The organism is Paenibacillus harenae DSM 16969 (assembly GCF_000422465.1).
GTDB lineage: Bacteria > Bacillota > Bacilli > Paenibacillales > Paenibacillaceae > Pristimantibacillus > Pristimantibacillus harenae.
The window spans coordinates 12,732-32,164 of the sequence record NZ_KE383843.1; the positions used below are offsets into that span (position 1 = coordinate 12,732).

Annotated in this window: 7 protein-coding genes; all 7 read right to left on the reverse strand. The window is 50.6% G+C overall.

The genetic code is table 11. From position 1 onward, the window contains the following. Window positions 1-453 precede the first annotated feature (453 nt). The 7 genes from H581_RS0119720 to H581_RS0119750 all read right to left on the reverse strand — a co-directional run bounded on the left by H581_RS0119720 (window position 454) and on the right by H581_RS0119750 (window position 19,433). Window positions 454-2,208, reverse strand: coding sequence for a type 2 periplasmic-binding domain-containing protein (locus tag H581_RS0119720; protein ID WP_028611529.1), 1,755 nt, complete (start codon window positions 2,206-2,208; stop codon window positions 454-456). Between the two features lie 129 nt (window positions 2,209-2,337). Next, entirely contained in the window at window positions 2,338-3,219 is an 882-nt protein-coding gene (locus H581_RS0119725; protein WP_028611530.1) for a carbohydrate ABC transporter permease, read from the reverse strand. Window positions 3,220-3,243: 24 nt separating this feature from the next. Then, window positions 3,244-4,200, reverse strand: coding sequence for an ABC transporter permease (locus H581_RS0119730; RefSeq protein ID WP_028611531.1), 957 nt, complete (start codon window positions 4,198-4,200; stop codon window positions 3,244-3,246). Between the two features lie 596 nt (window positions 4,201-4,796). After that, complete coding sequence (locus H581_RS34610; protein WP_036719462.1) at window positions 4,797-8,948, reverse strand: LamG-like jellyroll fold domain-containing protein; 4,152 nt, start codon at window positions 8,946-8,948, stop codon at window positions 4,797-4,799. A 274-nt stretch (window positions 8,949-9,222) separates the two neighbouring features. Continuing rightward, window positions 9,223-16,221 carry a LamG-like jellyroll fold domain-containing protein gene (locus H581_RS36565; RefSeq protein WP_051251087.1) on the reverse strand — a complete coding sequence of 2,333 codons (6,999 nt, stop codon included), beginning with the start codon at window positions 16,219-16,221 and terminating at the stop codon, window positions 9,223-9,225. A 239-nt stretch (window positions 16,222-16,460) separates the two neighbouring features. Continuing rightward, window positions 16,461-18,380, reverse strand: coding sequence for a hypothetical protein (locus H581_RS0119745; protein ID WP_028611532.1), 1,920 nt, complete (start codon window positions 18,378-18,380; stop codon window positions 16,461-16,463). 129 nt (window positions 18,381-18,509) lie between these two features. After that, entirely contained in the window at window positions 18,510-19,433 is a 924-nt protein-coding gene (locus H581_RS0119750; RefSeq protein ID WP_028611533.1) for a carbohydrate ABC transporter permease, read from the reverse strand.

Genomic DNA, 19,433 nt, shown 5'->3' on the forward strand with positions numbered 1-19,433 from the left:
CTGCATAAAGTAAGCAGCTCAGTGTCAGATTCCCTCCTTAAGCACTCCAACCCGCTCCCTCTTGCCACAGCTTTTCGGGAATTGGACTTTTGATAAAATCAAAGCCTCAAAAAAAGAGGAGCAGGCATCAATCCTGCTTCTCCGTGAATTATTATCCCAACCTTTTCCTTTCATAGCGAACCAGCCTGCATCAATAATATAATACGTAATAGGCTTGCCCTTCAGTTGCTGAGCAAATCTGGCTAAGATTGTTTGATGCGATACCAAAGTCCTTCCATTCGGATTATAAAACACGACATTAGATTGAACCTTGATCTTCAGGTCATCGATTAGCATGATTTAGCCAATTGCATTCCAGGCGCTTTGTGTTTCTACACTGTTGAAGATAAAAAAAATTCCGCGAGCTTATTTCGCCCACGGAATTTGATCTTCACGAAGCTCTTTCCTGGTTGATTACTTTTTCAAAGCCGCACCGACCGTTTTTTCGTAATTCTCGGCTTGCCACTTAACTACTTCATCGTAGCCCAGGCCTTTGGCTTTCGATACCATTTCCTCATTCAACCTGGTAAACTCATTATCGTCCTTCGCGTACATCATCTTCCAGGAATATTCCTTGATAACTTTGCCCACTTCGGATTTCTTCTGCTTAATGCTGGACGGTTCCTCCGTTCGAGCTTGCTCGCTAAAGTATGGAGGCTGCACGGCTACTTTGTTGTTTTTGACAACATAGTCTTTCACCGTCAGTTCACCCATAGCGTCCCGCCAGCTCTTCGTGACCGGATTCGGATTGTTCTCCAAATAAGAGGTCCACATCGTGTGATCGTACGGTTCCCCTGTTTCCGGATTGATCGTGGACAAATTAAGCGTACTGTTGTTGATTTGGTTTCCTCCGTCCTTGAACAGCCCGCCGCCATATTCGTCAGGCATATTGACGGAGTTGGTGATCGCTTTGTAACCAAATTCGGTCAGAGTCGGCTTGCCGTCCTGGATATCCCACATCAAGCCCTTCGGACCTGTTCGACTCTCCTGAACGCCCTCCGGCGAGAACATCCAGTTCATGAATTGCATCACGCGCTCCGGATATTTGGTCTTCGCGCCAATAGACCAATACCAATTACCGCCATAAGGATTGTATCCGACAGTAGACATTTGCTCTTCGGCGAATGGCACGAACGCGAAGCCTTTGCCTTCGTTCACGTGCTCCTCGGTGTTGTAGCCATCGGTAACCCAAGGGAATTGCGCGAATAGAACTTGACCGTCACTATACTTGTTAGCCACGTCGGGAAACTTCTGCGTCAAAGAATCCGGATCGAGCAGCCCCATCTTATTCGCTTCAAAGAAAAATTTCAAGCCCCTCATGTAGGCGCTGTTTTCGTCGATCAAGCCTTGCCACTTCGCTTCATCGGCTTTCGTTAGGATTAAGTCGGCGATGTTAAATCCGTCCCCTACATTATAGCCGTATAATGCGGCAATGGATCCGACGTTCATTGAACCGGTGCCGTCCCAATCCGACCATAACGAAAACCCATACACAGGCTTGCCGGAGTCACTCTTCGGACTAAGCTCCTGCATTTGTTTCATAACGGAAAGGTAGTCTTCCACCGTCTTGATTTCCGGGCTTCCCAGTTGTTGATATAAGTCCCAACGAAGCCACGGGCCAAACGTCATATTGGCGCCTTCGCTCGGGCCGCTGCCGCTTCCGACGTTATGGCCGACAGCGTAAACCGCCGTGCCGCCGCCATACTGCTTGCTGATGGCATCGAGCGACTGACCGGCATATTCCTTAATGTCCCGGCCGTATTTGTCAAGCAGGCCGTCCTTGTTCCAATCCAGCAGCAAGCCGGCTTTGGTAGCATCCACTATATTGATTGCGACCGCGATGTCGCCCAAATCACCGGAGGCCATCATCGTAGATTCTCTTTGCCCGCCGGAAATAATGTTTAATTTGATGTTAAACTTATCCTTGATCAACTTCCCGAACCAACCCGGTTGCTCACCGGCATAGTTGGACAGGTTCGAGAACACATTCAGCGTGATCTCCGGTTGCTCCGAAGGATCGGGGCTTACTTCCGTCTCTGCGTTATTGCCTGCCTTGCTTCCCGAGTTGCTTCCCGAGTTGCTTCCCGCTGAACCGGAGCACGCGGATAAGAATACAAGCATGGCGATAATCGCGACAGCAGCTGCTGTCCATTTATTTCTTTTTGTCATGTCTTTGTCAACCTCCTTGTCATGTACCTGCAAAAACCTTCTCTTTCATTGCTGAGAATGCTGACTCCCATTTGGTGAATTTTCATGCTTACAACGACCCGCCCTCACCTCCTTCCCGGTACTCCCCATTTACCCCTTTACAGCGCCGATCATGATTCCTTTGACAAAGTATCGTTGGAAGAACGGATAGACGAGCAATATCGGAATGACGACAACCATTGATACCGTCGTCCGAATCGAAGTAGCCGTCTGTATATTGGCCAAATTTTCGCTAGCCCCGGACTGCATCAGAGTTGCCAACGATGTAGCTCCGTTAAAATAGCGATACAGAATAAATTGCAGCGTAAACAGGTTCGAATCCGTGACCAGAAACAACGTGTCCTGGAACGAGTTCCACTGTCCGATGGCCGTGAAGATGGCGATCGTGGCCAGAATCGGCGTGATCAAAGGCATGACGATCTTCCAGAAGATCGTCAAATTGCCTGCTCCCTCGAGTTGCGCCGATTCCTGCAGGGAAATCGGCGTCGACTCGACAAACGTTTTGACAAGGATGATGAAGAACGGCGAGACGATCCCAGGCACAACATAGGCCAGGAAATTGTTGATGAGGCCAAGCTTAAGCATGACCAGGAACCAGGGAATCAAACCGGCATTAAAGTACATTGTGGTGATGAGGAATCGGTACCAGAACTTGCGCCCCCACATTGTAGGTTTCGAAAACAAGTAACCAAGAAAACCCGAAGCGGCCACGGTCAGCACCGTGCCGATCACAGTGCGTCCAAAGGATACAAGCGTGGCTTGGCTCAGCCCTGGAATCTTGAACACTTGTATATAGTTGCTGAAATGAATCTCTTGGGGGTAGAACATAACAAGTCCTCTGCTGCTCAAGTCGTTACTGCTGATTGTATTGATGAACAAATAATAAAACGGAAAGAAACAAGCCAAAGTAAATAAGGCAAACAGCGTATAGTTAACTACGTCAAAAATTGTAATCCTGTTATTTTTCCCCATGTTGTTTCTCCTTCCTCGGATGACTCAGATGACGCCTTCGCCGCGAACCAGCTTAGACAGGCTGTTGGCTGCAAACAGCAAGACCAAGCTGACAATCGATTTCAGAATACTGATCGCTGTCGCGAACCCGAAGTTGTTGTTTACCACCCCGACGTTGTATACGTAAAGATCAAGCACCTCGATATGACTCATGTTCATCGCGTTCGAGAACACAAAATATTGCTCAAATCCATTATTGATAAAACCCGCGATCCCGAGTATGAGCAGCACGAAGAATGTCGGCATAATCCCGGGAACCGTCACGTGCCACATCAGCCGGAACCGGCTTGCTCCGTCCACTCTCGCCGCCTCATACAATTCCGGATCGATGCCCGTAATCGCGGCAATGTACAAGATCGCTCCCCAGCCGAGTCCTTTCCATACCCCCCACAAAGTCATAGACAGCCAGGTGTGGTTGTCCGATCCAAGAATATTCAGCGGCTGTTCGATCAAGCCCATGCTCATGAGCAAGTTGTTCAGTAAGCCATTGTCGACAGAAAACAACATGAAGGCGAAGGAGTACACCAGCACCCAACTGATAAAGTTCGGCAGAGTAGTCAGCGTCTGTACGATTCTCTTAAATGAATTGTTCTTTATTTCCATCAAGAATATCGCGAATATAACCGGAAGAACCGAAGTCAGAATGCCAAGCGCGCTGATCGCGAACGTGTTTCGCAAGACTCTGAGAACTTCCTCCATCTGGTACGGATTCGACACCAACGATGTAAACCATTGCAGGCCAACAAACTCGGTTTGGGACAATGGAATGCCGGGTCTGTAGTCGTAGAAGGCATAGATCCAGCCGTAAAGCGGCAAATAAGAGAATATAAAGACGAGCACCAGAAAAGGAAAAGCCATGAAGAATAATTTATGCTTCTCTTTAAACGGATACCGCTTCATCGCAACTGACGTATAAGCTTGATCATTCAGTTTCGCTTCCATCTTGCTCCCCCCACCCGGTTGATTTGACATCTCAACAACAACTCCCTCTATATTTTTTTTGTGTCCTCATCGAATGACAAAGAAGGATCGCTGTCTGGCTGCGCGACACGGATCGGTTCAGGAGCCGCCGGGCTGCTTGGCTGCGAACGAAACAGCCGCCTCCAGCGCATACATTCGTTGTCACGTTATAGGGTATCAATGAAAGTAGCGTCTCCGAACGTGTAACCGCTTACTTTTTACAAAGCCGAATATATTGTCTTGTAGTCGGCCTTCATGCTAACCCCCATTTTCGCTATGCTGACAATTCTACTCACACTCCCGATTTCTTGAATTTCTCTTCAATACGGATTATATATGATGTTATAACACTAAACCTTGAATTTCAGGACAAAAAGTAGCATGATATAGACTTCATTTATTAAAACAATATCTTTGATTTTCAATTCATGGAAAAAAATTGCCCCCTGCACTAAAGTACAGGGGGCGCACGGAAATGCCAGCTTGCTAAAACAAATTGAAGCCGATGACTGAAACTCACTCTTCTATAACTTTGTTGCGCTGCGACATCCCAGCTTTACATGAACTATCCGCCTATTTCAATCCTGCAAGGCAGCGATCTCGCCGGCAGAGAGAGCTTGGTTATAGATCGTGAAATCATCCACTCGCCCGTCGAGATACGGATCGGCGGTATATTGGGAACGGCCGATCCAATTTTGATTCGTAGCTCCCAGATCGGACGGTTTAATGGTCATCGACGTATTGCTCCCCACTTCAAGACCGTCGACATAGAGCGTACCGGTCGAACCATTTAAAGTGACGGCCACATGATGCCAGCCTCCCGTAGGCAGCGTCGACTGCCCGTCAATGATTTGTTCGCTCGAACCATTGTTCTTGATCGAAAAGCGGATCTTTCCATTCGCTCCGTTTTTCGGCGTGAGGAACATATTGGTCGAAGTTCCGGAACCGAAATCAAAAATACGCGTCCAGTTGTTAGCGCTATCCAGATTTACCCAAGCCGCAATGGTGATCGTGTCGGCCCCGGAGACAATACCGGAAGGAAGTGCAATATAGCCGTTTGTTCCGTTAAGATCTGCTGCGTTGCCGCTCATGCCTGCTGTCCAGGTTGCACCGCCATTTAGAGTCCCGTTATTGAAGTCTCCAGACGCGTCTACAACTGCTGTCCCGCTTGTTTGGTCAAATTTATACCAGGTGATCAGACCGGCCGTGGCAAGGGAGGCGATCTCGTCGGCAGGCAGAGCTTCGTTATAAATTCGGAAGTCATCAACTCGTCCGTCGAGGTACGGATCGGAGAATTGGGAGCGGCCGATCCAATTCTGAGTCGTTGCGCCCAGATCGGACGGTTTAATCGTCATCGACGTATTGCTCCCTGCTTGGGCACCGTCAACATAGAGAATGCCGGTGGATCCATTTAATGTGACGGCCACATGATGCCAGCCTCCAATTGCCAGCGCCTCAGTCCCATCGATGATTTGTTCGCTTGAACCATTGTTCTTGATCGCAAAGCGGATTTTTCCATTCGCTCCATTTTTCGGCGTGAGGTACATAGTGGTCGAAGTTCCGGAACCGAAATCAAAAATACGTGCCCAGTTGCTCACACTATCCAGATTCACCCAAGCCGCAATGGTGATCGTATCGGCCCCGGAGATACTACCTGCAGGAAGCGCAATATAGTCGTCTGTTCCGTCAAGCTCCGCTGCGCCTCCGAATTGACCTGCCGTCCAGGCTGCACCGCCATTGATCGTCGCGTTATTGCCGTATCCCGATGCGTCTGCGGCTTTAGTTCCGCTTGTTTCGTCGAATTTATACCAGGATATAAGGCTGACGTCCGGCATACTGCCCGTTGTTGCCGAAGCAATTGCCGACACGCTTGATTCTCCTGCTGCATTTACTGCCGTTACCTTGTAATAGTAGGTTGTGTTCGCCTTCAATCCCAGGCTGGCATACGATGTTCCTGTGATCAAATCGCTATTTGCCTTGGTATAGATGTCATTCTCCGCCAAAGAATCGGCGACGTATACATGATATCCCGTTGCTCCCGGTACAGCCGACCAGCTTAAGGCAATTGAACTCTGGTCTGCAGTTGTTGCCGCTATACCTGTTGGCGCTGCCGTTACGGTGCCCAATGTTTGTCCGTTCATCACACTGACAACTTCCGATGAACTTATCGCACGGGTATAGATTCTGAAATCATCCACCCGTCCGTCGAGATACGGGTCGGAGTATTGGGAGCGTCCGATCCAATTCTGAGTCGTTGCGCCCAGATCGGACGGTTTAATCGTCATCGACGTATTGCTCCCTACTTGGGCACCGTCAACATAGAGAGTGCCGGTTGAACCATTTAATGTGACGGCCACATGATGCCAGCCTCCCGTCGGCAGCGCCGATTGGCCTTCAATGAATTGCTCACTCGAATTATTATTTTTGATCGCAAAGCGGATTTTTTCATTTGCTCCGTTTTTCGGCGTAAGTAACATATAGGTAGAGGTTCCCGAACCGAAATCAAATATACGCGTCCAGTTGCTCACGGTATCCAGATTAACCCACGCCGCAACCGTGATTGTGTCGGCATCGGAGACACTACCTGCAGGAAGCGCAATATAGCCGTTTGTCCCGTCAAGATCTACTGCGTTGCCTGTTGGCCCGGCTGTCCAGGCTGCGCCGCCATATACTGTCCCGGTATTGCCATATCCAGATGCGTCTGCGGCAGAAGTCCCGCTCGTTTCATCAAATTTATACCAGGCTTTTAAATTGGTGTCGACGATGACTTTTACGGTTGCATGATAAGCTTGACCGTTATATGTCGCGGTAATCGTAGCCGTACCCACACTTATCCCGGTCACCAAACCTGCCGAATCGACGGTTGCCACAGCCGGGTCGGATGAGGTAAAGCTTGCTTGACTTGTAAGCTCCTGGCTGCTTCGATCCGGATGAATGACTCTTAGTACGGATTGGTGCGTATGATTGACATTAAGGACATAATTGCTTACATCAAAGGCCGGAACGCCGGTTCGTCCCGTTGTTGCCGATACAACGGCCGACGTCGGTCCGCCGGACACTCCTGCCTTGTAATAGTAGATCGTATTATGTGATAAGCCTGTATCGCTATAAGACGTTGTTGTCATTGGCGCACTGTTAATCTGTGTATACGTTCCATTTTCTTCTGTTGATCTGTAAATGTTGTAACCGAGCGCTCCCGATACAGCCGTCCAGCTTAAGTTGATCGCATCCGAGCCGTCCATCGTTGCCGTTAGTCCTGTTATGCCGCCTAAGGAGATCTTGTTGCTCAAGCCATCCGCTATAGCCGCATCAGGCGTGTACAACAAAGTCGCAAGCGGATAATCCTTTCCTGCAACTTCCGGCATTCTCGTTTCATAGGCATAGGCCAAGTATTTGAATTTTTCCTGGGTCATATCCTGCCCTTCAATATATTTATAATAGTTATATAGAACACTTAAGTAAGGATCGAATCTACCCCTGCCCGGCCATGGGCTTATCGACTCAAAATATTGGAATGTGCTGCTTTGATTTGCCCATGCAGGTGAATATAAAACATCATAACCCAAATGATATTTCAGAGCATAAGTCGTCCCTTCCAGCAAGCGGTCATCGAGGAAATTGAATGCATTCACCGCATTCGCTGCAGTTGACATCGTTCCATCTTCCGGGTCAACCTTCGTCCCTTGGGCATAGATCGTTTGCGCCAATGTAGACAGTCCGGCGATATCGGCGTAAGTATGCCCCTGATCGCGCCCCATTTCGATTAACTGCACATGATAATCCGACGGGTCGAGCGGTTCACCTGTCATTTCATTTTTCGTCATCCACCTCATCTGCTGCTTGATCGAACCGTTTCTTCCCCCATCATCGCCTAATGCATTCACTGTTGTTGCTTCTACGGCTTCCGCATAAAGCTCCAAGTCATTTGTAAAGATCGCTCGCGCCATGGTTCCCATAACCGTGAATTGGTGCTGATTCATGAAAAAATAATGCGCGTTATAAGTGACCGAGCAAAGTTCCATCATATTGATAAAATTCTGAGTATCGGTTTCATTCCATTTCAGACTCCCCGTCGGTGTATCGGAATAACGCAAAATTTCTGCCGCTGCTGCGAGCAAATAAGTCATCGTTGCGAAACGGAAGCTCGTATGCGCAGCGACAGACTGGATGCCGGCATAAGATCTTATGATATACATCGCATTCGAACGATACGTTTCATCACCGGTAATGTACCACATAATGGCTTGATGAAAAGCAGTTTCGGAATCCGTATTCGCACGGGTTCCCGCATAGTCGCTGGGATTGGAGTAATAGATCCCATCGATGGTTGCAGCCCAGGGGCCGCGGATATTTACAAACACGTCTCTTCCTTCTTCATAGAATATACGCGGAGTTTTGCCGGATCTGCGATCGCTCGCAAACGCCTGGAACGCCGTATTCCATGGCTCGTCCCCTGCTCTTACATGATCGCGCATATTGTCCAGATCGGCCAGCGACATGGCAATGCCCGGATGATGGATCTTCGCCGTTTCCGTGTTTCCGCTAGCGTCCGTGTAAGAAGCATTTACATCGGCACTTACTGCCTGCGGTTTGTAAGAAGTAACGAGCGGCGAAACAGCCGCATTCGCTGTTTCGATGCCTCCAAAACCTGTAAAAGTCATGGCTAACGTAAAACAAAGAATACTAGAAATAACCTTCTTGGTAAGCGCTCTTATTTGCGATAAGTCCATATCATTTGCCTCCTTTTTTTCGAACATTCATAGCCTGATTTTCTGACCACAATAGAATTTATAAGTTTCCGAGTCATCGGAGACCGAAATTCTATTTGGCGATAAAACCTACCTCTAAACGCGGTCGTTCATCTTTGAGAGGCCTCGATAGAGGTTTTCTCATAACCTCCCGCATAGCTCTTACAGCTTAATGAAGAGAGGCCCTAACCTCAAAATCGAGATTGGGGCCTCTGATCACGCTTTCGCCAGATGCTCCCGCGAAATTCCGTTTGAGCTAGATCACGATCCGAGCCCAGCGGATCAGATTATTCGCTTGCTCTTGCGTGAAATATTTCCCGGTTTGATCCGTTACCTGTTTGATATAGTCGGCCATCATGCTCTTCGCAGCGTCTATTTTTCCTTGGCCGGCCGCAGCTTTCGCCTGGTCCAGCTTTTGATTCAGCGATTTCGCCACGGGATCCGATGCTTTGGCATTCGTCTCCTGCAGGAATACGTTCGTCACGGTCTTCAAGCTGTCAAACGTGACCATCACCGTAAACGTATGGTCGGCTGTCGTCTGATTGCCCGCCATATCCTCCACTGTGACCGTAGCCGTATGCTCGCCGGATTCCAGCGTATACGCCTTGACCTGAAGCACCGGCTGATCGCACGGCGAATAAGTGACGCCGGATACGGTGTCAACCGCATTGCATGTGATATTGATCGTCTGATCAATGGTATACGAAGCTTCGCCGGCAATCGTGACTTGCGGTGCAGTCAGATCGATCTTGACATTCACCGATTTCGGATAGACCGAATCGGTCACCGTAACCGGTCGATACAGCATTTGGTTCGCGCCTTCTTGGCTCAGTGTAACGGGCGCTTCATAGGCGAACCAGTTGCTGCCGCCGTCCACACTGTACTGCACATTCCCTTGAGCCGACAACGTCACCGTTACCGGCGCCGTGTACCACCCGTTCAGGCCGTTCGGTTCGGAAGGATCGAGCGACGCCGTGATCTTGATCTCCAGTTCTTCCAGTGCTTGCAGCAGACTTGCAGCTGCCGCATCAATCTCCTCCTGGGTTGCATCGGCATTCCCGCCCACAAGCTCCGCTTCGGAGACCGCCATCTGCAGGACCGCTACACTTTCTTCGGTATAATATTCGGCATTAATGGCAGCAGCTTCTTCCAGCAGAACCGTAAGCAAGCTGTTGTCGATCCATTTCGCCGTATTGTTGTAAACGGCCTGGATTTCTTCCGCGCTCAAGGCATAGTTGTAGATGCGGAACTCGTCGATCATGCCGCTCAGCAGCGGATCGTTAAACTGGCTCTTGCCGATGTAGTTTTTCTTCGGTTTGAAATTGCTCGGCTTGATCGTAAAATTGCCGGCTGTTGCTTTCTCCTCGCCGTTCACATACAGCTTCGCCGTACCGCCGCCGAGCGTCACCGCTACATGCACCCACTTATTGCTAGCGAGCTGCGAGGTTTGAATAATCTGTTCGCCGCCGCCGTTCTTGATCGCGAAACGCAGCGTATTGTTGCCGGACCTTGGCGTGAGGAACATAAACTGATTGGTGTCGTTGCCAAAGTCAAAGATGCGCTGCCACTGGTTGCCGCCCTTCCAGTACACCCAGGTTGCAAATGTCATCTCGTCGTAATTGGCAACCGGATGCGTCTCAGGCAGCATCACATGGTGTTGTCCGTTCAGATCGACAGCCTGTCCGATCTTGCCGGCCGGATATTCAGGGGTTCCATAAACGGTTCCGCCCGTCGATCCGATGGCATTGTCCGCGTTGCCTTCGAACGAATAAAGCGAGATAGGAATGTGAACAAGCAACCCTTCAGCCTGGTCAAGCTCAGCTATAAGCTTCAGCTTATCGGCTCCCGGCTTCATGATCTCCGTTTCGATTCGCTCTGCCTCTTTGAAGTACAGGTAGTAGCTGCCCTTCGTGTAGTCAGCTGCCGGAAGGATATGAAGCATTACCTTGAAGTCCACGGTTTGGCTAACACTAAAGCTTCCGTTGCTGACGGTAAAAGTTACAGGATGACTTCCATAATTCGCTTGATCCGGAGTCCATGTGAAAGTGCCTTTCGGTACGTCAAATACCGCACCTGCAGGTAAATTCTCGGCACTATAAACAAGCGGCTCATTCGTTGGATCGGTTGCAGGCACCTGATAGGTAAATAACTTCTCCGCCATCAGTTCAACGGTCGCAACGGATTCGAAAACCGGCTGCCCTTTGACCGTGATCTTGACCGTTTTGGAAGAAGACAATTCACCGGCTGTTGCGGTAAAGATTACAGAATATATGCCGCCTTGTTCTTTACTTGGCGTCCAGTCGAAGACCTGAGTATCCGCGTTGAAGGTTGCTCCCTCAGGCAGACCGCTGATCCCGTAAACGATTCCGGCAGTTTCAGTCTCCGCTTGAACGGTGAATGTAAGTTTACTTTCCGCAATGACGGTTTTATTTCCTATGGAAGCAATCACCGGCATTCCCGGAATATACTGCAGTCCTTCCAGCGCCGTCACCAAGCTCTCTGCCGCCGCATCGATCTCTTCCTGTGTTGCACTGGCGTTGCCTTCTAACGATGTTGCTGCAGTTACAGCCTGCTCGAGAGACTGCAAGCTTTCAGCCGTATAAACCTCAGCAGCAATTGCAGCAGCTGATTCATCCAGCAAGTACGCAAGCAAGGTTTTGTCAATGCCTCTCTCAAGGAACTCTACTTCCTGAAAGTTCACGAAACCGGAATGATCATCATAGATTCGGATATAACGGTATGGCGTCGTATCCGGATTGATTGCGGAATACCATTTGAATTCCGTTACGGCGGTAATCTTATGCAGATCTACCCAATTCACTCCATCGTTAGAGCCTTTGAATATCGTATTGTTGGCACGGCTTAAATGGCTCTGCCTTGGAAGATAGCGGAAGGTGTCAACCACTTTTTCATTACCTGCGCCAAAATCTACATCAACCCAGCTTACAGCTGACCTGGTATGGGTAAGGTTAGTCTCTATGCCATCGAATATGAACCATCCGTTTTGTTCTTCAGAGATATTATCATTACCCCAGCCTTTTTCGGAGGCTCTGACCATAGAAGGCTGTACCTGAACTTTCGCCAGATTCACCCTGAACGAAACTAATAATTTTTTCGCCTCATAAATGTCGTTAATAAGCTTCGCCTCATCAAATTCCGGGCCTGCCATCTCCGCTTTGATTCGATCCAATACCTTATGGAACTGGTAGAAGCTCGCCTTCGTATAGTCGGTAGCCGGCAAGCTCTCCGCATCCTCCAGCACCGTCGAAATCGAATCCGCATAAGCGCTTGCGGCGGCCGAGAACGGTTGCGGGGAGCCGTCGCCGTGAACGGCCATCACCTTGTAATGCACGCTGCCGAACCGCAGGCCGTCCTGGAATGAAGTCGCTCTTGTACCCTTGAGAACCTCCTCCCAAGGAGAGCCGTCTTCCAGTTCTGTTGTGCCTGGTTTCAATACCGGATCGGTCAAGCTCGCCTCTTCATCATAGGTGCGATATACGTTGAACCAGGAGGCTTGCTTCGGTTTATTCCAGTTCAGCGTTATCTGATCCTTCACTCTGGCGGCGAAAGGAGTGACGATGCCTTGCGGCGTTTCCGTTATCGTGACTTCGCTGAATTGCGCCTGATCGCTTGCGGTTACTCCGGTATAGTACGCATAAGGCAGCAAGGTAGACATCTTCGTCACATACGTCCAATTCGTCCCATCCTTGGATACGAAGGCGTACACGGTCTGCGAATCATGATCCCGCATCAGTTTGACGTACGGATACTCTGCCGCGGTGTAGCCTTGAATATTCGCATTCAGCGGGCTTGCGACCGGAATCGAAAATTGAGCGAACGAGACCCTCGTGCGGTTTTGCAGCACAAGGCCGCCGTTCTCGTTCGCACCGAAATAGATGTAGCGGGCTTTGTCCTTTGTGAGCCGGTCGCGCATCATAATGCCGCCCGCTTCACCCGAAGCGCTGCCGATCTTCGCACTGACGGAGCTGTTGCCGGAAGCGACCCGGCTTACAAAATGCAGCGAATCGTTAATATCCCGCTTGTAAATATTGGAGTCGTCTCCTTGATCGAAACCTGTCCCGTTGACAGCATCGATCGATACGGAAGAACCGTCGATTACTGCGTTGCCTCCCGTGGTCCCGATCCGGTCGTCGCGCCATGCCTCATCGGTATTACCGGATATCGGCGCCGTCAAATCCGCTTTCGCGCGCCACGAATCCCAGCCCGCTCCGTTCCCGTTGACGGCCGAAACTTTATAGTAGTACACGTTGCCGTTATGAACCGTTGTGTCTTTGTAGTAATTGCCGGTTACTCCTTCAGCGATAATCACATAAGGTCCGTCTTCCGCTTCCGAACGTTTAATCGTGTAGGATTGCCCGCCTGAAGTCGTTTTCCAGGTGATGCCGACATAACCGTTGCCTGCAAGCGCATGGACAAAGTCAACATGGAACGGCTTCGAAGCGAGTTCGAAATCCGACGTCAATTTCAGCACCATTGCCGTTTTGGGCTGGACGGTCACTTTGCCGTTCACGACCGGCACATTCGTCCCCGTGACAAGATCGAGCACCTCGCTGCCCGCGAAGTCGGCCGGCAGTTCTACCTCGTATGTCATCTTGTTGCCGTACTCGTCGCGGGTCGTGTTGAAAATCATGAAATACTTGCCGTACCTTGACGTAGACAATTCCGGATAATTGTTGTAAGGATTGTCTATTTCAAAGTTGTCGCGGTTAATCGTTCCTACGCCCGGCTGATAAGAAGCTGGCACAGCTTCGCCTGCCAGCACCGGCGGCGCACCGGTCCAATTCAAATTTTGCGCCGATCCGGAATGATAATCCCAGTCGATCTGGGGTGCCCGCAAGTAGTAATCTTCATACCGGAATCGGTTATTCGCGGCGATCTGGACGACATGATCGTAATTGTCTTTGATCACATGGAGGCGTCCATTGCTTGCCATACCGCGATTGCGGAAATTCAGCTCGCCGAACATTCTGAAATCGCCGTCTCTTACCGACACGTACATATTGTCGATATCCGCCCATGCCAACTGCTCGTAGTCGTCCGGATTGACTCCGAGCGCGGCAATTTCTTCCGGCTTATAAACGTCGAAATCCGTGTGCGGAAGAACAACCCCAGCCATCGCATTACCGTCAAATCGTCCGTAATTGGCCCGGCCTTCCGTGATGTAATGGTAGGTTTCTTCAAGCAGAAAATTTACTCCGCTCATGCTTCCTCTATATCCGAAGTCTTTCACATGCAACAGCTGGCGATCCGCAAGCTGCTGCTGCACGAAACCGACCGCTTCTCCCGCATATTGCCAGTACTTGTCCCACTCCGGACCGCTGTATCTTTGCTCGTTCCCGGCCATCGCCATTTCCAGGGATGCGAACTGCAAGCTCATTCCTCTGCCGGTTCTCGCGCCGTATGCCATGAAGCCGGAAAAGCTTTGATTTCGCTCATCGGTCACTTGTTCCGCTCTCATGATTCTTTTACCGTCGCCATCCAATGACGGATAACGGACAAATCCGCGGGCGTGGATGGATGTAAGCGCCGCTTTCAGGATTTCGTCGTTAACCTCTTCGTCGCCGGCGTGGCCGAGCGTTTTATAGAAATAAACCAAAAGATAGTTGGCGGCCTCGCCGTAGTTGGCTACATAACCGTTTTCCCTTGTAAGTCCAGCCTCGGTTAAGCCGGTATAATGCTTGCCGTAAGGCAATCTTCTAACCACGTTGCCTTCCGCGTCCAGCTTGCTCTTAGCCAGCCCTTTGCCGACAATGTGGACGAAATCGTCCGTAAAGACCGCGCTTCCATCATGTTTAAACAGGGAATGGTACAAATCCAATTCTTCGCCGCCGGGACCGACCAGCACCTCTTCACCCAGGAATGGCGCGATCCCCAAAGTTTCAAGCAGGATTCGGTGACTGCGCTCTTTGCCTTCAAAGAATGGCGAGCCGATGATGCGCAGCCCCTCGTGAGATTTCCACGCACCTTCGTACATATAAACGACCTGGTTATATATATATGAAAGCCGCGCACGGGCAAAGTCGAAGTTCGCTTTCATCACCCGTTCCCAGGCTGCGCGCCGAGTCAATTCGCCGCCGTCCCAGTCTACGCCCGCCAGAGAAAATTCCCCTTCTGTTGTTCCGGTCGCGAACGGTTCATCCAGAAACTCATTAAACGCCGCTTCTCCATAAACGGAATCGTCCTTAATCAGATTTTCGACGATGTACAGCGCTTCGCCAAGAGCCATATAGTAACCGCCCCAGTCGCCCTGATGTCCGCCGCGCAGCACGAGTCTCGTATTGCCGTAATAATCTTTCACATGGTTATCGATCGTCTTGAATATGCGCTGAAGCGCCGCTCTTTTCTCCTCCGGCGTCTGCGCCGGAGACCAATCGTACTTCAACACGTTGGCGTAAAATTTTAGCTCTTCAATATATTTGTGGATCGCCAACTTGCCGCCAGCGCTTCCATCCACTTTGGCCGATAAATTGTTAAACAGATTAACCTGTTCTTGCACGTAGCCATCGATCAGAGCCTGTTTCTCCGCATCCGTCAGATCCGGCGCCAGCATGTTATCCGGATTCTGGTCGGGCTTGAATTTAAAGCCCTGCTTTTCCCCATCCGCATGAATATAGGCTTGTGTATGGGTATAGGCGCTATAATAGCCCCTTGAAACAGTCGTCATACTGTTCCAGGGATGGGATTTAATCGTGATCTCGACCGTATCCTTCCCAACCGTTGATTCCAGCGGAAGCATGATCGTTTTGTAAAAAAAGCGGTTCGAAAGCACCCAGCCCGTGTTTATAGGTTCATAATCCCCATTTGTGGTATATCCAATCTGCTCCCCGTTAATATGAATCATTTCGTTGGAGGTGGACGATTCTTCCCCTGAAAATTTCACGGTGAAATAGTTGCGGAGATACGGATCGACTTTCATTGTAAAAGTCAACTCCCCCCCGCCCCCATCAGCTGTGCGAATATTCGACACACGGGCTGTTTCGCCCATGAAACCGGTAATTACGCTCGTAAAGGCGTCCTTGAAGTTGTGAGCGCTTTCAGAATCAATATTGCCGAAATCAAGCTTGTCCAAATAACCGTTAGTTGTCGGCCCTTCTTCCGCATGCACCACCTTACCTGGCACGGGTACGAGCCCCGGGAAAATCAACGCGGCGATCAAGAGAATAATCATGACCCTTCCGGATTGTCGTTTCGTTTTCTTTACTCGTTTGAATACGTCCCCTATGGAACCTTTCATAAGACATTTCTCCTTTTTTTGAGTGATTCTTCTATTCCCAATCTTGCTTCGTATACTCTTGTCTTGCCTCACCCCCCTTTCGGAGTACCTGCCATGCCAATATTCCGCGGAAGTAAATTCTCCTTTTAATAGAATTCAATGTTATATGCATGCTCGCCAATAACGAAATTACCGGACTCCGGGCTCAGAATGTGCCGGCCATTGATTCTCAAATTATGGTGGTTAAGTCCCTTGCAAGTTCATCTACTCTCGTCTCCGCCAGATGTTAGGTTTAGTTCGAATTCTCCTACCGCCTCCATGCCCACCCGGCGCAATACTTCAAGCCGGAAGGCTGTCGGCCACGCAACCAGCCATTCCGAAACGCCGAACGGCTCCGCCCAGCGGGTGTGAAAGAAGCCTTCGCTTTGGCTGCCCTCCGGACGCAGCTTGCCATTGATCATCAGGCTGCCGTCCGAAATGCCGATCGTCGCATTCGCCCATGCGGCGATGGCTCTTTCGCGCCACATCATGTTTCCGGTCAGTGCAGCCAGTTCAAGCCAGTCCTCGACAAAAGCTAGCGCGAATGGATCGATATGATGGTGCTGAGTGGATACTGCCGTCCCTCCGAACGTATCGTACCCGATGTCTCCCAGTCCGGTCCTTGAGTCATACCCAACAGTATGATGCCACTGCCATGTTGCCAGATACCAGGCGGCATGCTCCGCCAATTCGAGATACGTCAGCTTGCCGGTAACTCGGAACAGCGCAAGACCCGCTTTGAGCAAAGGAATTGCCGACTCCTTGTCTACGCAATAGGTATCCAGCGCCCCCGCCGTCGTGTAGCCGTTGCTCTGCAGCTCCCTCATATAATAGCGGTAGCCAAGCTCCGCCCCATGAAGGTAGGCTTCATTGCCTGTAAGCTCGTATGCCTTGACCAGAGGCGGGACTAGGAAGCAGCCGACCGTGCCCTCCGGATCATGCGGAGTCCCGTCGTTCTTCCACGACTTCCCGATCCGGCCTTCCGGCGATTGCACGGATAAGACGAAATCACAAATGCCGAGCGCGGTTTCGCGGTAGATCGGCCGCTCCACTCCGCATCTCCGGGCCAATTCTTCCGCCTCGAACAGGTTTAACGCAGCCGTGCCGAGGTTGCAGGCGTCCTGCACTTCCTGCTCTGCCGGCTTGAATTGCAAGACGTAGTCGTACTCACAATGAATCATCCCGTTCGGCAGCCTTCCGCCGGCTGTCCAGCCGTCCAGTACGGCGAGGCCTCTACGAAGCGAATCCTCATTGCCGGAATTCAAATAATCTGCAAGCATCGAATTGGCCAGGGAAGCGTTCTGCCCGCACCAGCCGATTGCGTAATTGCGAGCTTGTCGCCACTTCTCTCCGTCCCATTTTCTGCCGAGCGAGAATCCCCGAAAATCCCCGTCTTCGGCCCATAGGCTATTCTTGGCATACGCCATGCCCAGTTCCCAGATGCGCTCTGGTTCATACCTTGCCCGAACCGGACGTTGTTGCAGCCGCCAGGCCTCTTCGAGCATCATTCTCCACGACGTGCGCGGCTCTGTGTAAGCATGTAGCGTCAGAAATGCACGGGCCGTAAACGTCTCGCCCGGCACAAAGTTCCTCTCCGCTTCGTATGCCTCGCCGTAACGGTCTCGGTCATCGTAGGTCGCGGGCGACTCTACCTCCGGCCAGATCAGCCGGTGGATGACTCGTCCTCCAGCCGGCACGAGCGAGCAGGAAAAGCCTTGCATAACACGGGGAGGCTCGCCGAACAAGGCCACGGCAACACCGCCTCCCTCGGAGTAGGTTGCGCCGGCCACCGCCGTCCGATGCCACGCAAATACCCAAGGCTGTCCATCTCGCTCCAGCCCTTTCGGCTCCAGGCCGCTGCCCCAACCGTTCCCGTTGTAGGTGACGGAAGGAATCATATAATACTCAGGCTCGTAGTCGGCGGCGAAATCCATCGATAGCTTGCACGAAGCAGGCGACTCGCCTTGATAAGTGAACTTCCGCGTCCATTGCGCCAGTCCTTCCCTTAGCAGTTTGAATGTATCGGTTGCTGCGAAGCGTTCGTCTTCGAACGGCAAGACGTCGCCGATGGTCCTACCGCCCAAGCGGAACCTATAGCCGTTGTCATTTTCACGTTGTTTCCAGTTGATCTCCACCGTCATCACCATTTTCTTGTCATATTACAGAAGCTGATTTGAAAACGCCGCGGATTTTTGAGTCTTCCTCCCGCATGCCTGGCTTGTCAAGAATTCGGTCTTGCCGCTCCCACTTCTCCACATCATCGGAACAGTCTACTCTTTTATAGAACCGAGCAGCACGCCTTTTATAAAAAACTTCTGCGCAAAAGGGTACATAATGACCATCGGAATCGACGAGATAACCATCGCCGCCAGCTGAAGGGTTCGGGCTGTAACAATTCCCGCACCTTGAGCTTTTGAATAGAGTGCTTCGACTGCGGCATTGTTGGCGCCCGCGACATTAGCCATCTGTTCAACCGCATTACTCGACTGTATCAGCTTTAAGATCAGGTACTGCAGCGTCTGCAAATCAGCGGATTGGGTGAAATACAGCGTCGCTCCGTAATCGTTCCATACGCCGACTGCCGTAAACACCGAAAGAGCAGCCAAAACCGGCTTCGATAACGGGATAACAATACGGAAGAACATCGTATACTCATTCGCTCCATCCATTTTGGCCGATTCGAACAGAGCTTCGGGAATCGCCTTGAAATTCGCATTGAAAATAATGACATTCCAAAATCCGCCAAAAAGGGCAGGGATGATGTAAACCCAGTAAGTATCATATAAACCGAGCCAATTCAACAGCATAAACGAAGGAATCAGACCGCCGCTAAAGTACATGCTCGTAAAGCCAATTGCCACATACCATTTTTTCCCTTTTAAATAAGAACGGGAAAAAGCGTAAGTAAACATCGCCGTATACAGAATAGAGATAACCGTTACAATCACCGTCCGCGAACCGCTAATCCATGCAGCCTTGAGCATCCCCGGATCCGACATAACCGTCGCCCAGCTCGCCCATGTAAATTCTCTTGGCCAAGCAAATATAGGTCCGCGCACAAGATTGTCGCCTGTATTCAAAGAATTGACGACAGAAAACCAAAACGGATATATCGTCACGATCATTATAGCGATCATGATGACGACATTCGTCACATTAAAAGTACGTTCTCTCCAGCTCCTGCCTCCGACCAT

Coding starts and splice junctions, on each gene's coding strand:
- H581_RS0119720 (WP_028611529.1), bottom strand. CDS start 2,208: ATGACAAAAAGAAATAAATGGACAGCAGCTGCTGTCGCGATTATCGCC.
- H581_RS0119725 (WP_028611530.1), bottom strand. CDS start 3,219: ATGGGGAAAAATAACAGGATTACAATTTTTGACGTAGTTAACTATACG.
- H581_RS0119730 (WP_028611531.1), bottom strand. CDS start 4,200: ATGGAAGCGAAACTGAATGATCAAGCTTATACGTCAGTTGCGATGAAG.
- H581_RS34610 (WP_036719462.1), bottom strand. CDS start 8,948: ATGGACTTATCGCAAATAAGAGCGCTTACCAAGAAGGTTATTTCTAGT.
- H581_RS36565 (WP_051251087.1), bottom strand. CDS start 16,221: ATGAAAGGTTCCATAGGGGACGTATTCAAACGAGTAAAGAAAACGAAA.
- H581_RS0119745 (WP_028611532.1), bottom strand. CDS start 18,380: ATGACGGTGGAGATCAACTGGAAACAACGTGAAAATGACAACGGCTAT.
- H581_RS0119750 (WP_028611533.1), bottom strand. CDS start 19,433: ATGGTCGGAGGCAGGAGCTGGAGAGAACGTACTTTTAATGTGACGAAT.